Raw genomic sequence first — 20,842 nt, 5'->3', positions numbered from 1 at the left:
AAATACCTATTGATGTTGAAGATGCCCCCCTCTACTATCGCTAATGTTTACCACCAGCCAAACTACAATATATACAACAATGCCAAATATGATAAAGATGAGGAAGAAGAATGATAAAGTTGCCAAACGTACCGTAAATTCTACTTTCTCTAAGCTAATAACCACTAAACGATTGTTTGCTGGTTTATAAACTGCATGGCTATAAGAATAATTTGGAGTATACTCGTTTACAAACTCAATACGGTCTCTTTCGCCTTTAAAGTTAGTGTTTACCATTGGATAAACGTACTTGCCAGACTGACTAAACAATTGGTTTTCTTTATAAAAAGCCAAAGAATATTTGCTTAAATCTTCGTCACTTTTCAGCTTACCATCTATCAATAAATCGGGAAAAAGCGTATTATAATCATAAGGCCTAGAGGTAAGCTCTACTACCATGGTACCTAGAAGTTCGCCGGCATCAAATATGGGTATAATACCGAAGTAGTTTTGAAAACCAAAAGTATCGTTAACACGGTAAAAGTAGTTGGCCTGCTGGGCTTTTACTGCACCAAATTTTACCAAATTTTTATATTTAGCAATAGGCAAACTCTCAGCACTTTTTAACGATTCGTCTTTGCTATTGTATTCGAACATTTTATATTCGAAACGAGACAAGTACCCATCTAGGTAATTTTTAGAAATATAGTTATGGAAATTAGTTGTCTGTATCAGCAAAGGATGCTTAAAATAACTTACCACTTGCGAGTCTACAGAAAGGCCACTCTCTAGCAATTCAATGGCATTCATTACTTTTGGATCATCCTGATACATCAACTTATCGGCGATTCCAGCTCTGATATTGCGCTCTTTAGTATCTTCGAACCTTATGTACTTAATTGAAGTATTGGTGGCCATACACAAGAAAATAACCGCGAGTACCGAAATAGAAAACTTGCTGCCTTGAATGTAATTGTTGTAGGCAATCATAAAAATTAGCAAAGCATACACTAAATAAAACACCGTATAGTCTGTTGCCAATTTATATACCGTAAAACCTAATACAATAAGTAAAAAAAGCCACAATTTTTCTTTGTTGCTTATTACAAATTGCTTGGTTAACATTAGCATGGCATTAACCATTAGATAAATGTTAAGCCAAGCCAAGCAGAGAATAAAGATACTTACCCAGCTTACCCACCCCAAGTTAATGATGTTACTAATGTTAAATTCTATTTTTGAATAGAACACTAAGCCAAAAAACAAGTCTTCGGTTAAAAATGCGACTACCGATAGTACTGCGGCAAAAAGTAAGAACAAAAGATAGTTGGCTATTTTTTTTGTTGCTATACTTTTGGGGAGGGTGTAAGCATTTCTATGGGCATAAATGAATACCAAAATCCACGTAGTAGCCAATACATTTAACAGTAAATCTCCTAGTGAGGGAAGAAAATCGCTTTCTGCGTATATAGTTGGATCGAATATTTTTAAATCAAACTGGTGGTTAAGCCAAAAGTAGTTTAAGTCTAGCCACCTAAAAGTTATAAAGTATGCCGCCACTAGTAGAGTTCCAATTAGTACTTTCCCATTACTAGCCAACCACAAACCACAAGAATTTACGAATAGGCTTACAAACAATATGCCTACTAGCCAAAGCCAAAGCTCTGCAGATGTAAAAATGTTATCGGTATAGTTGCTACTAAGCTTAACCGTAAAAAGGTAGTCTTTATTTAAGCTAAAAATCTCGGTGGTTTCCTTATCTGTAAAAGAAGCTATTTGTAGTGTATTGTTATTAAATAGACCCGGCCAAATCTCATTACGTAAATATTGATTTTCTATTGCAAACTGGGTTTTAACCGTTACAAGAAAAACAAACATGTATTCTCCAACCGTTTTTTTGATGAGCTCGTAATAACCATTAGGTAGCAGCACGAAAGAAGTGCCATCTTTTAGCCTATCTACGTTTTTAGGCGTAGCTTTATAGGTGCTCCAATACGTTAGCTCGCCCTTTTTGTAAACCAACACATTGATGCCACTGCTGCGATAGGTAGCAATAAAATCACTAGATAGTTTTTCGTCTACACTAAATTTCTTTAGGTCTTCCAACCTATCGGGCATGGTAAGATAATCATAAATGATTCGCTCCCGAACTAATAAATTTTCTTGCAGCCGGTTGGCTTCATGCAAAAGCAGGTCTTTTTTAGTAATTGAATTGCGCAAGGAAATGGCTGTTACAAAGCAACAAACACCTAATAGCAACATCAAAAATCTAATTTTCAGTCCTGTATTCAAATTTAACGGCTTTAAAATATAAATATACAGAAATGGGGCTGTGTAAAAAGCAAAATGTTAATTTCCAACGTATAAACACAGAAAAAGTTATAAATGTGTTAAGCATTTATAACTTTCTATTTTTTTTGGACGATTGCTCTTAAACAGCCCCAGTAATTATTTTAAAAACTAAGCGATGTTTGCACTGCTAGTTTGCACTTCTCTACTCACTTTTTTAACTAAGCCTTGCAATACGTTGCCTGGGCCTACTTCTACAAAATCATTACCGCCATCAGCAATCATATTGGTTGCAGTTTGTGTCCATTTTACTGCTCCAGTTAATTGGGCAATTAAATTTGTCTTAATTACCACAGGATCAATAGTTGGCTGCGCATTTACGTTTTGATAAATTGGACAAACCGGTGCATTAATTGCTGTAGCTTCAATTGCCGCCTGTAATTCTACCTTTGCAGGCTCCATTAAAGGCGAGTGAAAAGCACCGCCAACATTTAACTTCAATGCTCTTTTTGCACCCGCAGCGGTTAATTGCTCACATGCTTTGTTAATGCCTTCAATACTTCCAGAAATTACCAACTGACCAGGGCAATTGTAATTTGCAGGAACTACTACATCTTCAATTCCAGCACAAATTTGCTCTACAACCTCATCAGCTAAACCTAAGATAGCAGCCATAGTGCTTGGTTGCAACTCGCAAGCTTTTTGCATGGCATTAGCACGAGCAATAACCAATTTTAAACCGTCTTCAAAAGACAATGCGTTAGCCGCAACCAAAGCAGAAAACTCGCCTAAAGAGTGGCCTGCAACCATTTCTGGCTTAAAATCATCTCCCAAAACCTTTGCTAAAATTACCGAGTGCAAGAAAATTGCAGGCTGTGTTACATTGGTTTGCTTCAATTCTTCGTCAGTACCACCAAACATGATATCGCTAATGCGGAAACCGATAATTTCATTCGCTTTTTCAAAAAGTTCTTTAGCTAGCGGACTGTTTTCGTACAAGTCCTTACCCATGCCTACAAACTGGGCGCCTTGCCCTGGAAAAATATATGCTTTCATACCCCTTAATCCCCTAAAGGGGAAATTTATATTGTTGTTAAATTTTGTTCGTTATCCAAAAGCCCCTTTAGGGGTTTGGGGTTGTTAGTGTAAATCTGCCGTAATTAACCTTAAAAACTCTGCACGAGTTTTATCATTTTTCAAAAATCCGCCAGTAAATGCAGAGGTAGTAGTTACAGAATTTTGTTTCTGCACCCCACGCATTGCCATGCACAAGTGCTTACATTCCATTACTACGGCAACACCAGCTGGGTTTAACGTATCCTGAATGCAGTCTCTAATTTCGTTAGTTAAACGCTCTTGCACTTGTAAACGGCGGGCAAAAGCATCAACCACACGAGGAATTTTGCTTAAACCTACAATATGCCCATTAGGAATATAGGCAATGTGTGCTTTCCCAAAAAACGGCAACATGTGGTGTTCGCACATAGAGAAAATCTCAATATCTTTTACCACCACCATTTGGCTATATTCTTCCTTAAACATTGCCGAACGCAAAATTTCTTCTGGTTTAACATCGTAGCCATGCGTTAAATATTGCAAAGCTTTAGCTACACGCTCTGGTGTTTTCAGCAAACCTTCACGCTCTGGGTTTTCGCCCAATTGCGTTAAAATATCTTTATAGTGTACTGCAACACTGTTAATTTTATCATCGTTGTATCGTTCTATCTTCTGATAGCCCAATAATTCTTCATCATCGTGGTCGTGATTGTGTGCCATATTTAGATGCTATTAGCCGAAATACTCGACGTAGTTGTTATCAGTTTCGTAAATTTTAATGCAGTGCAATTCGGCACCGCTTTCGTTTATCTGTGGTTTCAAAATATCCCACACGGCAATTGCCAAATTCTCTGTAGATGCTAATTTACCTTTCATAAAATCCACATCAAGGTTCAAGTTTCTGTGGTCAACTTTATCAATCACATGGGTATTAATTACTTGTTTTAACCATTTCAAATCTACCAAAAAACCAGTTTCTGGGTTAACTTCTCCTTTAACCGTTACATATAATTGATAGTTATGACCATGCCAATTTGGGTTAGCGCATTTGCCAAAAACCGCCGTATTTTCGTCCTCTGTCCAATCTGGTCTAGCCAGTTTGTGTGCAGCGTTAAAGCTTTCTCTACGTGTGATATAAATCATTCTTAAAAAATAAAGTGCAAATATACAGTATAAAGTCGAGAGGCGGAGATTTGATATTGGAGGAACTGAAAATTTGAGCGCTGTATGATTTTTTGAAAAGCAATTACAGCATTTCATAGCGGCGTTAGCCCCGCTTTCCGCTTTACTCCAGAGCAAACACATAGGTTTGCTCCTACGTGCTCGCTACAATACGGGTTTAGTACACAAAAAACATTGCTAAACACCAAAAAAACCAAGCCCTCAAACAACCAAACAACCAAAAAATATTGTTAATTAGCATCATGAAACTTCTCATCGTTGCAGCCACCCAGGCAGAAATTGCGCCAACCCTGTCGCATTTCAATTTGAAGCCTCGCAATTTCATCGAAACAGAAAATTTTGATGTGCTCATTACTGGCGTAGGTATGGTAGCAACTGCATTTGCACTAGGACAAAAGCTTACCAGCAACTACCACTTAGTACTCAATGTTGGTATTGCTGGCAGTTTCGACAGAGAAATTTCGTTGGGAGAACTCGTTAATATTACTCAAGACACTTTTGCAGAATTAGGAGCCGAAGACCATGAAAAATTCATCAGCTTACCCCAACTTGGCTTTGGGGAGAATGAGTTTTCATCTTCGTCCGATATAGCACTTAAACTTAGAGCAGTAAAAGGAATTACCGTAAATAAAGTGCATGGCAACGCACAAAGCATTGAAAAAACCGAGGCAATTTACCATCCTCAAACTGAAAGCATGGAAGGCGCAGCAGTTTTTTATGCCTGCAATCAATTAGGCATTAAGACTTTGCAAGTGCGAAGCATTTCTAACTACGTAGAACCTAGAAACAGAGAAAGTTGGCAAATTGGTTTGGCAGTAAAAAACCTGAACGAATGGTTAATAGCTTTTCTGGTACAGTTATAGCTAATTAAGATTGAAAGAACTTTATATTTTTTTGGTAAATTTGAATATGAGCGTATTAGTAAACACCCAAAATGAACAAGAGGAAAAGGTGCTATTGGCTTTTCTGGACAGTTTAAGGTATAGTTATCAATCTGACATTGGAGCCAATGAGCAAGATATTAGTGCGGCCTTTTTAGATCAATACAATAAAGAGATAGATGAGGCCGATGCCGAGATTTCTGCGGGACAACACATTAAACATGAAGATGTAGTTTTGCTGTTTAAAAACAGAAGAAAAGCACTTTAATGCAAATAAAATGGAATAGATTAGCTGTTAAGCGGCTTATGGATGCCATTCAATATCTCGAAGATAACGAGAACTCCGCTTACGCAGAAAAGATTGAAAGGGAAATACTATCTAAAATCAAGTTGCTAGTTGAAAGACCAAAAATTCATCAACTAGATAGGTTAAAGAAAAATAACGATGGTAGCTTCTACGCATTTGAAGTAGATAGATATCGGATATCATATCGTGAAATTTCAAGAGAAATAAGAATTTTAAGAATTAGACATACAAGTAGAAGACCGTTTTCTCGTTAGAGAATTAAGCTCTTATAAACTATCTTTACCCCATGGAACTCACACTTGGTTTTTCGCCCTGCCCTAACGATACTTTTATTTTCGATGCGCTGATACACGGAAAAATAGATACCGAAGGTTTAACTTTTAAGGTGTTTTTTGATGATGTAGAAACGCTTAATCAAAAAGCTTTGCGTAGCGAATTAGCTATTACCAAACTGAGTTTTCATGCCTTTGCCTACGTTGCAGAGCAATATGCCTTATTGGATGCCGGAAGTGCACTTGGATTTGGCGTAGGCCCTTTGTTAATTTGCAAAAAGGAAAATGCCAAGCAAATTGAAAGCAAGCTGCAAGCTGAAAACTGCGAGCTTAAAATTGGCATTCCGGGCAAATACACTACCGCCAATTTTTTATTGGGAGCAGCCTACCCGCAATTAACCAATAAACAAGAAATGGTTTTCTCAGAAATTGAAGACGCCTTGCTTAGCGAAGAAATTGATTTGGGCTTAATTATTCACGAAAATAGGTTTACCTACCAAGCTAAAGGTTTACATAAAGTGGTAGACTTAGGTGCTTATTGGGAAGAATTTTCGGGCTGTGCCATCCCTTTGGGAGGCATTGTAGTAAACAGAAAGTTGCCACTTGATGTTCAGCAGAAAGTAAATCGTTTAGTTAAAAAATCTGTAGAATTTGCTTTTGCCAACCCAAAATCGGGAATTGATTTTATACGAGAGCATGCACAGGCTATGGAAGAAGAAGTGATGTACAAGCACATTGAATTGTATGTAAACAAATACTCTGTAGACTTAGGGATCGAAGGCCGTAAAGCAATTGACACGCTATTTGAAGTAGCTACCAAAAATGAAGTAATTCCATCAATAGGAAAGAGTTTATATGTAAATTCTTAACTGGATAAAGGAACAAAGAGCAAGGAACAAAGAGCAAGGGACAAGGAGTAAGGAACAAGGAGCAAAAGTTATATTGATAGCTATCGGTAGAAGTGGATGCCGTTTCTATCGACAGAAGTGAAAATCTACACTTGATTTAATAGTTGCAGTAAAATGCTTTTCTTACTATAAAACTAATCCCTAACTCCTAGCCACTAACTACTGATTACAAGGCCCTTCGGGAATATCTTTCAAAACTTTAAGCACTTTAGTCACCACCATTGTAGAATCGTAACCACCAGTAACGGTAGCCGTGTCAGATTTTACCAAATGTGCCTCTACCTCAATGTAAACTGGCGTATAAGGTTTTTCGAAGCCTAGGTTAGTATATTCTAATTCTAGGTTTTTAGCACTATCTGCCACCCAATATTCACGGCCTTCATCGCAATCGGTAAAAGATTTAACCTCTGGCCCAAAGCTATACAGTCCTTTTAGAGTAATCGATTTTTCTTTTTCTTGAGCTGTATTTTTATTACCGTTACATGCCCACAAGAAACTTACCGCTAACAACAATGCAAAAAATATTTTATTACGAGTATACATAGGCTAAAGATCTTGATTAATACGATCTATCTTTTTAACACTTAAATTTGATGCCAAACCTGCCGCTATAAAAGAAAAAAAGCTAACAGTGACAAATACCAGCACAAAATCTTTCCACTTTAATGCAATTGGATAAGCGTTGGAGAACATAAAATTTGCATCGCCCATTTTTACCCATCCAAAGCGTTGCTGAAGCAAGCAAAAAATCAATCCTATTGCTATACCAAATATACAACCTGTTAAGGTGATCATCATGCCTTCGGCCAAAAAATTCTTCTTATTAATCGTTTTCCTGCTCCCAAGCTGCTCAGCACAGAAATATCTTTCTGCTTATCTATCACTAACATGGTTAACGAGCCAATGATATTAAAAATTGCGATGATTAAGATAAAAGTTAGGATGATATAAACCATCCATTTTTCGGAACCGAGTACATTGTACAATGCCTGGTTTTGCTCAATTCTATTTTTTACTACATAGCTACTGCCCAAATCTTTGGACACCTGTGTCTTTAATTCCTCTGCATCTACACCGGGCTTTACGTTTATTTCTATGGAAGACACATTTTTAGCCTCGCCAAGTAGTTCTCTTGCAAAACTTAGAGGTACAATCAACAGGTTGTCGAAATCTTGTTGTATCTCGAAAATTCCCGCTGGCGAGATACTTAACATGGTAAAATCGTCCATCGGATTAACAGCGCTGCCTGTAGCACCCTTCTTTGGCGAAAAGATTTGGAGCTGTTCAAACGGATCTGCCGGATTGGTATCTAAAAATGCCTGTAATGCCGAACCAACTACGGCTTGCGGCTGCCCTATTTTGTTCTCTAAAACAAAAGTACCATCTATCATAATGGTATCTAAGCTTTTGTTTTTAAGGAAATCGGCACTCACTCCCTTTACTACCGCTGGCGTTTGCTTGGTGCCGTACCTTACGAGCGCATTTTCTGCCAAAACTTCGGTAAAAGAATATACTTTTTCGTTTTTCTTTAACTGATTGAAATAGGCTGTATTTGGATTAAAGGTTTTACCTTGTGCCGGAGAAACTACAATTTGTGGTGTAATGCTATTGAAAATTTTCAGCACCATTTCCTCAAAACCATTAAACACAGATAGGATAATGATTAAAGCCGCACTACCCACCATTACCCCCAGCATTGAAATGGCAGAGATGATGTTGATGGCATTGGTTGATTTCTTTGCAAAAAGATACCTACGAGCTATGTAAAAGGCGGTGTTCACAGTGGGTAAAGATAGGTAAAAAGGTGGAGGGTTTTTTAAAGTTGAGACAATAGATGTAACAGAAATAAAAGATGAATTTAAAAGCTTAAACATCTCAGTTGTGTGATAAAAAGTCACATATTTGGAATTATAGTTTTTTTTTTTTTGAAGTTTCGCCAAATAATTTTTTGTTTAACTAAAACCTTTAAAAACATGAAAAAATTAAACTTAGAACAAATGGAGAACATTGAGGGAGGATTCCCATGGTGGGGAACTTATTGTGATTATTCAACTCCTGTCGATTCGGGAATTTATGAAGTTGGAGAAGTAGGTGGCGGTCATTATCAGGAATTCTGCTCTTACCCTTGTGCGTATTATGTAATGGGAGTTAGGGTTGCTAGTAGACCGGATACACGAGAAGCCTGTCCTACTGGTTGGTAGCAATAAACCCTAACCTAATCAAACCTGGTTGGATGTTAATTCCCACAGGTTTGATTAACAATTCATGATTTTGATATGAAAATTTCGTTTCTGATTATTTTTCTTTGTACGCTATCATTTATCTGCAAGGCGCAAACGAATGGCAATGTTTGTTGGCAACCAAAAATTATAGACTTATCAACTGGTACGCCTTTAGAGACAGCCAACATATCCATCAACAGAAAAATAGATTACCCTATTAATAATCAAGGTGCAGCAAATATCCCGTTAGAAAAGATTAACGAGGGAGACAGTGTTTTTATTAGCTGTATGGGATATCAGACATCCAGTTTTTACGTTCAAAACAAGAAAAACTTACGCTATACAATTGAACTTACACCGGTGAGCTACGACCTTAAAGCGGTAGAAATTTCTAAGAAAACAAATAAACTTAAAGAAATAACTGTTGGCACCCAAGCCTTTACTATTACTAGTGCAGGAATTTATTACAACAGTAGTTTAGGACTTTACATCAACAATAAAGATAAAAAAACGGGCTTTATCAAATCGGTTAAAATTAGAATGTTTGACCGTGCTGACGGCATAGAGATGCCATTTAGGTTAAGATTGTATAAAAAAGTATCTGGGGAAACCTTTCCTAGGTTAGAACTAATGGAGCCGATGATTGTGCAAAATGTTAAAAAAAAGCGATGGTTTAATATCGATCTATCCCATTTTAGTATTAGGCTACCTGAAGATGGTTTTTTTGTTGTTGTTGATATATTAGGGAAAGAATACTACAGTGGCAAATTGGTAAAGTCATTCGGGGCGTTCGTGAACCAAATCCCTCAATTTGGCGCAACTACTTTCCCAAAAGCTTACAATAAAGATAATTATTCTATTATTAAGCGAGACAACAAGAAATGGATCTTATATAAAAATGATGAATACCAGTTCCAAGCAAAAATTTTAACATACGATGAATAGTATATTACGAAATAGAAAGTTTCCCATATATTATTTGGGCTTTACAATCTGGAGCTTTGTTACACTTTCTTACCTATCCTCTATATACATTCTAAATGGAAAGTACTTTTCTTATAAAACATTTATTGTTCCTGCTTTAGTTTTCTGGGGTTCGGCAATTACATTCCTATTGCTTTTTTCTGCGTTAAAGCTCAACAACATCAGCCTAAGCAAAAACATTCTTTTTAAAGCCATACTAGCTGGCACCTCCATATATTTATTGCAATATTTAGCAGAGTTTATTTGGCTGCTATATAATAAGCAAAACTATCGCCCTGCATATCTTCAAAATTTCAGTTCTCTATCGCTTTACCAATTATACCATCCTGCAGATTTGCCTAGTTACCTTATTTACCCAATGCAAACCATTAACCTTTGGGAAATGCTTTATATAATTACAATTGTGTTTGTTGCAAAAAAGCTCACAGAAAATCAAATACCAAAATTGGGGCGCACTTTAGCTATTACTTACTGTTTAGAGCTTTTCTCTTGGTTTGTCATTGTTACGTTTATCAATTTACTTAACCAACCTGCATGAGTAAAAAATTCTACCTGTTTTGCGCCATTTTAATTTGTCTATTGGCAACTATGCTTTATTTTATCACAGTAAAAATAAAGGCTCAACCCAATGCAGCACAGTTACCTAATTTTACTTTTAAAACCTTAAACGGGCAGCCATTTACCCAAAAGCAGTTACCAGAAAAAGAGCATCATTTAATTTTATACTTTTCGCCAGATTGCCATTATTGCACCGATGAAATGGATGATATCATTAAGAATAAAGATTGGTTTGCCCAATGTTATATTTTATTGGTATCTCCTTCCAGCATTCAACAACTCAACGCCTATCACCAATATCTTGTCAATAAAGGCATCAAATACCAAATTTTAAGCGACAGTAAATATCAATTTTCCAACTATTTTGGACCGGCTAACATTCCTACAAGTTATTTGTATTCGAGAAACAAGCAGCTAGTTAAAAAATTTAACGGCGGTACTACGGCAAAAAACATCTATTCATTTATCAATGCCAAGTAAGTCAGAATTAAAAAAATACAAAAGGGCTTTGGTTTTACAGCAAGACCAGACTGATTGCGGTGTAGCTTGTCTACTTAGCTTGGTAAATTTTTATGGAGGCACTGGCAGCTTAGAGAAACTACGGGAATTGAGCGGCACTGATACCGTTGGCACTACTTTGCTAGGTTTATACCAATGTGCACAAAAAACTGGCTTTGATGCAGACGCCTATGAAACAGACCTGCAACAACTCAAGCTAATTGAAAAGCCTTGCATATTACATGTAGTAAACGAAGGTAATCTGCAACACTACATCATTTGTTTTTCTTATACTCGTTCCCATTTGGAGGAATTGGAAGGAACTTTTACTATCGGCGACCCTGCAAAAGGCATCATAACGCTTAGCGAAAATGAGTTAGAAAAAATTTGGCAAAGTAAAACCTTATTAACGCTAAGCCCAAATCAAAGTTTTACCCTTAACGAACAAGAAACCAAAGCAAAATGGCAATGGTTTAAAGCACTAATTAAACCAGACTTAAATATTTTAGCGTTAACTATGCTATTGGGTATTATTGCCACCATATTGGGTTTAGCTATAGCCATATTTTCACAGAAACTCATAGACCAAATTATACCCTCTGGAAATACAACCAGACTAATTACTTCGTTGATTGTACTGTTTTTTGTGTTATTAATGCGCACAGGTATAAGCTATATTAGAACACATTTTCTATTGCTACAGAGCAAAGATTTTAACAACCGTATAGTTGGCAATTTTTTTAATGCTTTGGTTTACCTTCCAAAATCTTTTTTTGATACCCGCAAAACAGGGGATATGATTACCCGAATGCAAGACACTTCCCGTATCCAACGTAACATTGCCTTTATTACAGGTTCATTTTTTATAGATATTATCATCCTGCTGTCTACTTCCTTCTTTCTTATTACCTACTCCAAAACAATTGCTATCATTACTTTTTGCTTTATTCCTGCAATTGTTTTGCTAATACTGAGTTACAGCAAGCCTATTAAAAAACATCAACAAGAAGTAATGGCTTACAGCGGTATTAACCAAAGCAACTATATAGACACTTTTAATGGTATTTCGGTTATTAAGCAACATCTGCTCGAAACTACATTTACCCAAAAGATAAAAAATGTATATGGCAGTCTTCAAGAAAAAACGTTAGCTATGGGCAAAATGGGTAATCGCTTTACAGTAATGAACGACATATTGGGTATTATCTTAAATATAGTGCTAATTGCCACCGCCTCTTTTATGGTACTAAATAAACAACTTAAAGTTGGCGAAATGATGGCTGTTATATCACTTTCAGGATCTTTAATCCCAGCAGTAGCAAGATTATCTCAAATTAACTTACAGTTACAAGAAGCTAAAGTAGCTTTCGATAGAATGTATGATTTCAGTTCTATACAACCAGAATTTGTTGAAGAAAAAATTACACTCATAGAATTTGCTCAACTAGAAGTAAAAAATATCTCGTTCAGATTTGCTGGGCGAAAACCGATATTAAAAGATGTAAGCGTTAACCTGAAAAAAGGCGAAATGATTGCGTTGCTAGGAGAAAGCGGATGCGGAAAAAGTACAACATTAGCCATCTTAGAAAAATGCTATGAAATTGAAAATGGAGAAATTACTGTTAACGGAACACTATTAAATCATCTCTACACTCCCTCTTGGCGCAATATTCTTGCAGTGGTTCCACAAGAAATAAAACTATTTAATGGCTCTGTAATAGAAAACATTGCACTTTGTTTAAATCCTTTAGCAGAGATGAGCAAAGTTGTACGCTTTTGTAGAGATTTAGGTATAGAGCCATTTATCATGCAATTACCCCAAGGTTATTTCACAATTATAGGAGAAGAAGGAATTAACCTATCTGGAGGACAAAAACAGGTTATAGCGATATGTAGAGCACTTTATAAAAACCCTCAAATATTGTTATTGGATGAAGCTACTAGTGCCATGGATAGAAATACAGAGCATTTCATACTCAACCTCATAAAAAAAGAACAACTTAAAGGCCTTTCGGTATTAATGGTCACACACAAAGCATCTGCTGCTAAATTAGCTGACCGCATTTATGTGATTGAAAATGGTGTAACTAATGTACAGGGTACTCCAAAAGAACTGGCAGCTACTAATAACTTTTTCAGCCAATTGATAATGGACACTAACATTTAATACATTACCCTACCAAAAACGGATTATTCACTTTCTCGTAACCAATTGTTGTACTTGGTCCATGCCCCGGAAAAACCTCACAATCATCTGGTAAGGCAAATACGTTGGTTTTAATGCTTTCTATGAGTTGTTGGTGGTTACCACCTGGCAAATCTGTACGCCCAATGCTACGGAAAAACAGTACATCGCCACCAATTAAGAAATTTTCCTGCTTAGCATAGAAACACAAATGTGCTGGCGAATGACCTGGCGCAAATATCAATTCTAGCTGACTGTTACCGAACGAAACTGTTCCTTTTTCTTCCAAAAATATTTCAGGTTCTGGCGAAACTTGATAGTTGAAACCCATTTGCGGGGCATAACTTACTACTCGATGGAGCAAAATCAGCTCGCCTCTGTGGAATTGCGGCTTTAATCCCCATTGGTCGTAAACAAATTTATTGCCCAATACGTGGTCGATATGGCAATGCGTATTCAGCAATAAAACCGGTGTTAAACCTTTTTCTTTAATGAAACTTACCAATTGGTTTTGCTCAAACCCTTCGTACATCCCTGGATCTATAATCACACATTCGCCAGTTTCATCATACAAAACGTAGGTATTTTCTTGATAGGGGTTAAAAGTAAATTGCTGTAGGTTAATCATTTGAATTACGATTTTAGATTTACGAATTACGATTTTTTGCTCCTTTCCTTCTCTCCCTTCTGGGGAGAGATGCCGAAGGCAGAGAGGGGCTATTTCTTCCAATGAAAAGTTTCTATCAGCTTATCGATATCTTGTTTAATAAATTTAACTACTGGCTGAATAGAATCATATCGCGGACGCTCGTTAAAATACAGCGCACCACGTAAATAATGGTTTACACTATCAGTTAAAAAAAACTGTACCGACGATGCCGTATTTCCAGCGATGCTGTAGTAAATGCCATAAACTTTCTTATCAGGATAATTGATGATACGTTGGTCGATGGCATCGGCTTTAATAGTATGCTTCATGGCCAAAGTACGTGCATTCTCCGTCATTTCGTTGTAGGTTTTAGGAGAAAAAACGTCATAATAAGTAATGTGCAATACCCCATTAAATTGCGGAAAGTTTAAATTCATCCAGCAAGGGGCTGCATTTTTATCGGTATCGGCCTCTAATTTGGCATAAGTGGGGTAGCTAAAACTATAAGCACAGCCTTCATTAAAAACTTGATATTGTTTTTTAGGGAAATTGATACGGAAGTAACCTTTAGGTTTTGGTGTGGATACGTTTTCGTTTGTACAAGAAACAAATGCTGCCGTTATCAACCACAAAGCACACAAAAGACACAAAGTTTTTTTTGTTGTTATAGCGGTAACATTCTGCATAAATCGTACTTCGTAAATCTAAAGTCTAAAATTAGGAGTTCCAAATATCCCAAGAACGCTCTGCTTGTAAATGTAGCATTTCTAAGCCATTTTTTATGGTTCCGCCTTGCTCTTTCACTCTGGTTAAAAATGCAGTTTCTTCTGGGTTATAAACCAAATCGTAAGCCAAATGCTTTTCTGTTAAATGTTGGTAAGGAATTGGCGGAAAAGAATCTACATTTGGGAACATCCCCAATGGGGTAGTATTCACTAAAATAGTGTATTCGTCTAAAACCTCTTTAGTTACGCTAGAGTATAAAACGGCATCTGGCTGTGCATTTCTAACCACAGAAATAAACGGAATATTCAATTGGTTAAAAACATATTTTACTGCTTTAGCCGCACCGCCATCGCCAAATATCAACGCTTTGGTATGATGTGGTTTCAACAAAGGTTTCAGTGATTCTTCAAAACCGTAAACATCTGTATTGTATCCTTTCAAGTGAGGTTTTTCGCCAGATTGATCAATTGCAATACAATTTACAGCACCAATTTTCTCAGAGGCATCATCCAGTTCTGTTAAAAAGGGTAATACACTTACTTTATGGGGAATAGTCACGTTAATTCCACAAAGCTTAGGGTCGGCCTCAATTAAATCTAGCAATTCTTTGGCCTGCGGAATAGGGTGCAGTTCGTACCTACAATTTGTAATTCCTTCTGCTTTAAACTTATCTGCAAAAAATTGCTTAGAAAAAGACGCAGAAAGCGGAAAGCCAATTAAACCAAAAGTTCTCATATCGTAAATTAAACATCTCGTCATTTCAAAGGAGGAACGACTGAGAAATCTGTTAGTCAGAATACCAACTTAAAGATTTAACTCCGTTCTTTTTCAATTCTCGCATGCACTCGAAATGACGTTGCGGCAGCTAAATCGGTTATTATTTATTTAAGAAATAGTCAAAAGTATCGCCACGTAAACCTAAGCGTATAGTTTCTAAAGGAATTACTTCGGCTGGAGCAATGTTGCCTAAATTTACATTAGTACCAATTAGTTTGATAAACCAAACTTGTTGCTCTTTTTGTGGGGCTTCCCAAATGATACGTTCATCGGGTATTTGGGTTAAAATCTCATCTACCAATCCTTCTCTCACTTCGCCTGTACCGCGATAAATACCCACGTTTCCGCCTTCTCTTGCTTCGGCAATTACCTTCCATGAACCCGCTTCAATTTCTGCTTTCATTAACTGTATCCATTTATACGGAGCAAAAATCTTAGTGGCATCTTTAGAACCAACTTCAGAAATTACCGTCACTTGTTTAGCTAACTTAGCAATGTATTCACATTTTTCTTCGTGAACAATATCCATTGATCCATCAGAAACTTCGGCGTATTCCATTCCAAATTCATCTAATACTCTTTGGTAATCTTCAAACTGGTTACGGATAGCAAATGCTTCGAACAAAGTACCGCCAAAGTAGACAGGAATGCCCGCACTGCGGTATAAAGCCAGCTTTTCTTTTAAATTTGGGGTAACATACGAAGTTGCCCAACCCAATTTCACAATATCTGTGTGCGTACCAGCAACTTCTAAGAAATCTTCAACCTGTCTTAAACTTAAGCCCTTGTCCATTACCATGGTTAAACCTTTTTGACGAGGCTTAACCGTACGTTCAGGAATATTGTTTAACGTATAATTCATATCGCTGCAAAGTTAAAAAACTCTGCGTTTTTTTAAGTACCTATATGCCTTTTATTTGATGTAGTTGCTTATTATTGCCACAATTGTGCTGTTATTTTGTAACTGAGGCAAGTATTCAAATAAAATATAATGCTTATCCGGATCTATCTGTAAAGCTGTTTGTAAATACTCTACACCCTCTTGTACTTTGCCTAAAGCAAACATATAAGCCACCATTCTATAGTATAATTCGGCAGCATCTGGGTTGTTTTTAATGGCATCCAACATCGTTTCTGATGCTTCTACCAATCTACCTTGCTCGTATAAAACGGTAGAGAAATCTAGCCAAGCCTCTACATCTACTGGATTATACTCCAACACTTTATAATACGCTTCGATTGATTCATCAATTTGCCCTAATTTATAATAAGCATCGGCCATGGCAAACCAAAAATCAGCATTTTCGTTATCAAGATCTAAAGCTTTTTTATAGAAATGAAGCGATTCGAAAAAGCGCTCTTCAAAATTGAGCGTTACGCCAATTCCAAACCAGGCATCGGCCATTTTGGGATCCATTTTTACAGATTTTTTGTAGTAAGACCTTGCCTCTCCCATTTGCTCCAATTTTTCATAGCATTCGCCAATGGCACAATAGGTATCTGCATTAGGTGGTTCGTATTCAAAAGTCTGTTTGTAAACTTCAATAGCTTCATCGTACTTATCTAACTGTACTAAAGCGTTTCCTTTATTAAAATAGGCCGATGAAAAATTCTCTTTAATTAAAATTGCATAATCATAAGCATCAATAGCTTTTTCGTAAAGCTCTAACTTATGAAACGAATTTGCCAAATTGTACCATGCCGCGTAAGAATATGGGTCGCTATCAATATATTCTTGGTAAAACTGGATGCTTTCTTCCTGCTTGTCTAAAATATCGTAACAAAAAGCCAGCTCATAAAGCCCGTCTTTGTTTTCCATGTTTTGCTCTAAGCTACGCTTGATGTAAACAATTGCATTTTCATAATCGTGCATGTTTTGATACACGTAGGCAATTTGCAATAAAATTTCATCTGTAGTTTCTGCTAGCGTAAGTGCTTTTTCGTAGTTTTCTAAAGCTTCGGCATGGCGATCCATGTTTTGGTAGATATTTCCCCTTAGCACATATATGTCCGCTTCAGAAGCTTCCAACATTTCGGCTTTTTCTAATGCCGCAAAAGCCCTATCTACCTCGTTGGTAAACAGCAATAGTTGTGCTTGTTTAATTAAAAAAACCGCAGCGTACGGGTGTTGGTTAAGGGCAAAATCAATTACCTCCAATGCCTTTACCGGATCGTTCTTTTCAATGTAATTATCTATAATATATTCAAAAGCTTGCGCATCAAAAAAATACTGATCCTCGTTACGGATCATTTCTTCATAACGTTCTACCGAATTTTGCGCATCTTCATTAAAATCAAATTCAAATTCTTCTTCCATGTTTTTGAATATTTAAAAGAACAGCCCTAGTTACTTTAATACATCATAAGTTTACGCCAAATAATAAAAAGAGGCACAAAATAATTATCAACATACACACAATATGCAACTCAAATGTTTATAAATAAAAGTTTTATGCAGAATAAGGTGTGGATGTATTGGTGGCCGCTTGGCAGGAGCTCTTGTTCAATTAATTACAAATTTCGGTATATTTAGCTTTAAAATAGTAACATCAAAGTCATGAATAAACTGAAAATGCTATTGGCAATGCTCTGTTGTACAATAACGATATCGGCTTTTGCCCAAAATAACGAAGAAGAAGCCATCAAGAAAACCATTAACCAATTATTTGACGGCATGCGAAAAGCAGATAGCAATTTAGTTAAACAAGCATTTAGTGAAGGTGCCATTTTGCAAACTATTGCCAAAACAAAAGATGGAAAAGCCTTGGTTAAAAGTGCTGATTTGAATTCGTTTATAGCCAGCATTGCCAAACCCCATCCAGAAATTTACGATGAAAGGATTGCATTTACAAAGATATTAATAGACGATAACTTGGCCAGCGTTTGGACAGATTACAAGTTTTATATTGGCGATAGGTTTAGCCACTGCGGCGTAAACTCTTTTCAATTGGTAAAAACAGAAAATGGATGGAAAATTGTGTATTTGATAGACACAAGGAGGAAGGAAAATTGTAATTGAAAGAGCAAAGACTAAAGAACAAAGATCAAAGACTTTAGGGCAAGGCTGTTTGCACGTACAAAGAGAGCAACCACAAAACGAAAAACTAACAACAAGAAACGAATTATCTATTTATTTTTTTGTTGATTTGATTTTTTTAAGTAAACCCAATTTATGTATACCATGAAACCGTTATTAATAGCTTTATTATGCATTTGTTTCTCGCAAACTTTTGCTCAAACTATAGACGAAACATTTGTCAAAGAAACTGTTAATCAGCTTTTTGAAGGCATGCGAAAAAACGACCGCAATATGATGCTTGGCACACTACATAAAAGCGCTGTGATACAATATGCTAATCAAGCTATTAGACCTGGAGAAGATATAAAACCAGGCGACAGTGCAGAGGCCTTTGTAAACGGCTATTCTAAGTTTAACGGTGGCAAGATAGATGAGCAAATTACAATTAACAAAATACTAATTGATGATGAGTTAGCAAGCGTCTGGGTAAATTATAAGTGCTATATGAACAATAGATTGCTGTTTTGTGGCGTAAAATCAATTCAACTAATTAAAAATGGTCTAAAGTGGAAAATATCGTACATTGTAGAAAATAGAAGAAAGTATTGCGAGTAATCTCTTTGATAGAAAGTAAAACGCATTCTTTTTATTTTTTGTTGATTTGTAAACATCCCATTAAAATACAGTATTATGAAACCAGATATTAGTTCAATTTTAGCACAATTAGGTATTGCAGGATTTAATCCTTCATATAGTACAGGAAGCAAATGGAGCCACGCAGCAGATGGCGAGCATATCCACAGCATGTCGCCAGTAGATGGCGAAAAAATTGCTTCGGTTTTTGCCGCTTCTATGAAAGAGTACGACCATGTGATTAGCACTGCACAAGAGGCTTATAAAGTTTGGAATAAAGTACCGGCTCCTAAACGAGGCGAAATTGTTCGTCAGTTTGGAGATGCGCTGAGAAAGAAAAAAACTGCTTTAGGCACTTTGGTAAGCTACGAAATGGGTAAAAGCTTACAGGAAGGTTTAGGTGAAGTACAAGAGATGATCGATATCTGCGATTTCGCAGTAGGTTTATCGCGACAACTGTACGGTTTAACCATTGCTAGCGAACGCCAGAGCCATAGAATGATGGAGCAATGGCATCCACTTGGTGTGGTAGGCATTATTTCTGCATTCAATTTCCCCGTAGCAGTTTGGAGCTGGAATGCAGCTTTAGCTTGGGTTTGCGGCAATGTTTGTGTTTGGAAACCATCAGAAAAAACACCGATCACAGCCATTGCTTGTCAGCGTATAGCAGAAGAAGTTTTTGCAGCGAATGATATTCCCGAGGGCGTTTCTTGTCTAATTATTGGCGATGCCGAAATAGGAAAACTGATGAGCGCCGATACCCGTGTGCCTTTAGTTTCTGCTACAGGCTCTACCCGAATGGGAAAAGCTGTGGCCATGCAGGTAGCCAACCGTTTGGGCAAAACCATTTTAGAATTAGGTGGTAACAATGCCATCATCATTTCTAAAGATGCGGATCTAGATATGGCCTTAATTGGTGCTGTTTTTGGCGCTGTGGGTACTGCTGGTCAGCGTTGTACTTCTACACGCAGGTTAATCATCCACGAAAGTGTGTACGAAACTTTTAAAGCGAAACTGGTAAAAGCTTACGGACAGTTGCGCATTGGCAACCCTTTAGATCAAAATAACCATGTTGGTCCGCTGATTGATAAAGATGCAGTTAACGCTTACCTCGCTTCTATAGAAAAATGTAAAGCCGAAGGTGGCAAATTTGTAATAGAAGGTGGTGTGCTAGCAGGCGACGAATACAGCTCGGATTGCTATGTAAAACCTTGCATTGCCGAGGTAGAAAACGACTACGACATTGTACAACACGAAACTTTTGCGCCAATTCTTTACTTAATTAAGTATAACGATTTGGAAGAGGCAATTGCTTTACAAAATGCAGTGCCACAAGGTTTATCATCTGCCATTATGACCTTGAATTTGCGTGAAGCAGAGCAGTTCCTATCTGCGCAAGGTTCTGATTGCGGTATTGCCAACGTAAACATCGGCACTTCTGGTGCTGAAATTGGTGGCGCTTTTGGTGGCGAGAAAGAAACTGGCGGCGGTAGAGAAAGTGGTTCTGACGCTTGGAAAGCTTACATGCGCCGACAAACGAATACCATTAATTACTCGAATACTTTGCCGTTAGCGCAGGGAATAAAGTTTGATTTGTAATAGGATTTAAGACTTACGAAGTTTTTAAACGGCAAAGTAAACTTCGTAAGTGTTTATAAAAACCAAAAAGGCAGCTCAACCAATCGAACTGCCTTTTACATTTATGTAGAGCCCTTTT

24 protein-coding genes are annotated in these 20,842 nt (G+C 37.0%); 12 read left to right on the top strand and 12 right to left on the bottom strand.

All coding sequences use genetic code 11. From position 1 onward, the window contains the following. Positions 1-6: 6 nt before the first annotated feature. The 4 genes from OVA16_RS07105 to OVA16_RS07090 all read right to left on the bottom strand — a co-directional run bounded on the left by OVA16_RS07105 (position 7) and on the right by OVA16_RS07090 (position 4,467). Positions 7-2,271, bottom strand: a complete 2,265-nt coding sequence (locus tag OVA16_RS07105) for a hypothetical protein (protein WP_267764487.1) — start codon at positions 2,269-2,271, stop codon at positions 7-9. A gap of 168 nt (positions 2,272-2,439) precedes the next feature. Then, on the bottom strand, positions 2,440-3,324 hold the full coding sequence (fabD, locus tag OVA16_RS07100; protein ID WP_267764486.1) for an ACP S-malonyltransferase: 885 nt from the start codon (positions 3,322-3,324) through the stop codon (positions 2,440-2,442). 84 nt (positions 3,325-3,408) lie between these two features. Further along, positions 3,409-4,044 (bottom strand): GTP cyclohydrolase I FolE, encoded by a 636-nt coding sequence (gene folE / locus OVA16_RS07095; RefSeq protein ID WP_267764485.1) that lies wholly within the window; start codon positions 4,042-4,044, stop codon positions 3,409-3,411. 12 nt (positions 4,045-4,056) lie between these two features. Continuing rightward, positions 4,057-4,467: a 6-pyruvoyl trahydropterin synthase family protein gene (locus OVA16_RS07090; protein WP_267764483.1), complete on the bottom strand. Its 411-nt coding sequence runs from the start codon at positions 4,465-4,467 to the stop codon at positions 4,057-4,059. Positions 4,468-4,748: 281 nt separating this feature from the next. Here OVA16_RS07090 and mqnB point away from each other — a divergent pair, with 281 nt between their 5' ends. Genes mqnB through OVA16_RS07075 form a run of 4 tightly spaced genes read left to right on the top strand, consistent with a single transcriptional unit; the run spans position 4,749 to position 6,835 of the window. Next, the gene (gene mqnB, locus OVA16_RS07085) at positions 4,749-5,369 is read left to right on the top strand and encodes a futalosine hydrolase (protein WP_267764482.1); all 621 of its coding nucleotides are present in this window, start codon (positions 4,749-4,751) and stop codon (positions 5,367-5,369) included. Between the two features lie 46 nt (positions 5,370-5,415). After that, positions 5,416-5,655, top strand: a complete 240-nt coding sequence (locus tag OVA16_RS07080) for a hypothetical protein (protein WP_267764479.1) — start codon at positions 5,416-5,418, stop codon at positions 5,653-5,655. Next, entirely contained in the window at positions 5,655-5,948 is a 294-nt protein-coding gene (locus OVA16_RS20230) for a type II toxin-antitoxin system RelE/ParE family toxin (protein WP_420712338.1), read from the top strand. Before OVA16_RS07080 ends, OVA16_RS20230 begins: the two co-directional genes overlap by 1 nt. Before the next feature lie 32 nt (positions 5,949-5,980). Beyond that, positions 5,981-6,835, top strand: coding sequence for a 1,4-dihydroxy-6-naphthoate synthase (locus OVA16_RS07075; protein ID WP_267764477.1), 855 nt, complete (start codon positions 5,981-5,983; stop codon positions 6,833-6,835). 198 nt (positions 6,836-7,033) lie between these two features. Here OVA16_RS07075 and OVA16_RS07070 read toward each other — a convergent pair whose 3' ends face one another. From OVA16_RS07070 to OVA16_RS07065, 3 genes are read right to left on the bottom strand one after another with little or no spacing between them, the layout of a single operon-like run. Next, positions 7,034-7,417, bottom strand: coding sequence for a hypothetical protein (locus OVA16_RS07070; protein WP_267764476.1), 384 nt, complete (start codon positions 7,415-7,417; stop codon positions 7,034-7,036). A 3-nt stretch (positions 7,418-7,420) separates the two neighbouring features. Further along, complete coding sequence (locus OVA16_RS20040) at positions 7,421-7,684, bottom strand: FtsX-like permease family protein (protein WP_324288567.1); 264 nt, start codon at positions 7,682-7,684, stop codon at positions 7,421-7,423. After that, a complete protein-coding gene (locus OVA16_RS07065; protein ID WP_324288566.1) occupies positions 7,669-8,655 on the bottom strand; it encodes an ABC transporter permease in 987 nt (328 codons plus the stop codon). Before OVA16_RS07065 ends, OVA16_RS20040 begins: the two co-directional genes overlap by 16 nt. Before the next feature lie 192 nt (positions 8,656-8,847). Between OVA16_RS07065 and OVA16_RS07060 the strand changes: the two genes are divergently transcribed. The 5 genes from OVA16_RS07060 (at position 8,848) to OVA16_RS07040 (ending at position 13,303) form a co-directional block, all read left to right on the top strand. After that, entirely contained in the window at positions 8,848-9,075 is a 228-nt protein-coding gene (locus tag OVA16_RS07060) for a hypothetical protein (RefSeq protein WP_267764474.1), read from the top strand. Positions 9,076-9,150: 75 nt separating this feature from the next. After that, positions 9,151-10,041: a hypothetical protein gene (locus OVA16_RS07055; protein WP_267764473.1), complete on the top strand. Its 891-nt coding sequence runs from the start codon at positions 9,151-9,153 to the stop codon at positions 10,039-10,041. Then, on the top strand, positions 10,034-10,618 hold the full coding sequence (locus OVA16_RS07050; RefSeq protein WP_267764471.1) for a hypothetical protein: 585 nt from the start codon (positions 10,034-10,036) through the stop codon (positions 10,616-10,618). Before OVA16_RS07055 ends, OVA16_RS07050 begins: the two co-directional genes overlap by 8 nt. Continuing rightward, complete coding sequence (locus OVA16_RS07045) at positions 10,615-11,118, top strand: peroxiredoxin family protein (protein WP_267764469.1); 504 nt, start codon at positions 10,615-10,617, stop codon at positions 11,116-11,118. Before OVA16_RS07050 ends, OVA16_RS07045 begins: the two co-directional genes overlap by 4 nt. Further along, positions 11,108-13,303: a peptidase domain-containing ABC transporter gene (locus OVA16_RS07040; RefSeq protein ID WP_267764467.1), complete on the top strand. Its 2,196-nt coding sequence runs from the start codon at positions 11,108-11,110 to the stop codon at positions 13,301-13,303. The genes OVA16_RS07045 and OVA16_RS07040 overlap by 11 nt, the downstream gene beginning before the upstream one ends. Positions 13,304-13,307: 4 nt before the next feature. Here OVA16_RS07040 and OVA16_RS07035 read toward each other — a convergent pair whose 3' ends face one another. From OVA16_RS07035 to OVA16_RS07015, 5 genes are all read right to left on the bottom strand, one after another. Continuing rightward, a complete protein-coding gene (locus tag OVA16_RS07035) occupies positions 13,308-13,949 on the bottom strand; it encodes an MBL fold metallo-hydrolase (RefSeq protein WP_267764465.1) in 642 nt (213 codons plus the stop codon). Positions 13,950-14,038: 89 nt separating this feature from the next. Then, on the bottom strand, positions 14,039-14,656 hold the full coding sequence (gene gldD / locus OVA16_RS07030; RefSeq protein ID WP_267764463.1) for a gliding motility lipoprotein GldD: 618 nt from the start codon (positions 14,654-14,656) through the stop codon (positions 14,039-14,041). Between the two features lie 31 nt (positions 14,657-14,687). Continuing rightward, the gene (aroE, locus tag OVA16_RS07025) at positions 14,688-15,455 is read right to left on the bottom strand and encodes a shikimate dehydrogenase (protein ID WP_324288565.1); all 768 of its coding nucleotides are present in this window, start codon (positions 15,453-15,455) and stop codon (positions 14,688-14,690) included. 118 nt (positions 15,456-15,573) lie between these two features. Next, positions 15,574-16,335 carry a phosphosulfolactate synthase gene (locus OVA16_RS07020; protein WP_267764461.1) on the bottom strand — a complete coding sequence of 254 codons (762 nt, stop codon included), beginning with the start codon at positions 16,333-16,335 and terminating at the stop codon, positions 15,574-15,576. A 51-nt stretch (positions 16,336-16,386) separates the two neighbouring features. Further along, on the bottom strand, positions 16,387-17,790 hold the full coding sequence (locus OVA16_RS07015) for a tetratricopeptide repeat protein (RefSeq protein ID WP_267764459.1): 1,404 nt from the start codon (positions 17,788-17,790) through the stop codon (positions 16,387-16,389). Positions 17,791-18,030: 240 nt separating this feature from the next. On the opposite strand from OVA16_RS07015, the gene OVA16_RS07010 reads away from it, so the two are divergent. The 3 genes from OVA16_RS07010 (at position 18,031) to OVA16_RS07000 (ending at position 20,724) form a co-directional block, all read left to right on the top strand. Then, positions 18,031-18,492, top strand: coding sequence for a nuclear transport factor 2 family protein (locus tag OVA16_RS07010; protein ID WP_267764458.1), 462 nt, complete (start codon positions 18,031-18,033; stop codon positions 18,490-18,492). A 162-nt stretch (positions 18,493-18,654) separates the two neighbouring features. Next, entirely contained in the window at positions 18,655-19,107 is a 453-nt protein-coding gene (locus tag OVA16_RS07005; protein WP_267764457.1) for a hypothetical protein, read from the top strand. 75 nt (positions 19,108-19,182) lie between these two features. Next, positions 19,183-20,724: an aldehyde dehydrogenase family protein gene (locus tag OVA16_RS07000; protein ID WP_267764455.1), complete on the top strand. Its 1,542-nt coding sequence runs from the start codon at positions 19,183-19,185 to the stop codon at positions 20,722-20,724. Positions 20,725-20,842 lie beyond the last annotated feature (118 nt).

The organism is Pedobacter sp. SL55, from assembly GCF_026625705.1.
Lineage (GTDB): Bacteria > Bacteroidota > Bacteroidia > Sphingobacteriales > Sphingobacteriaceae > Pedobacter.
The sequence above is the reverse complement of the archived record's forward strand: the minus strand, read 5'-3'. Positions and strand labels throughout refer to the sequence as shown.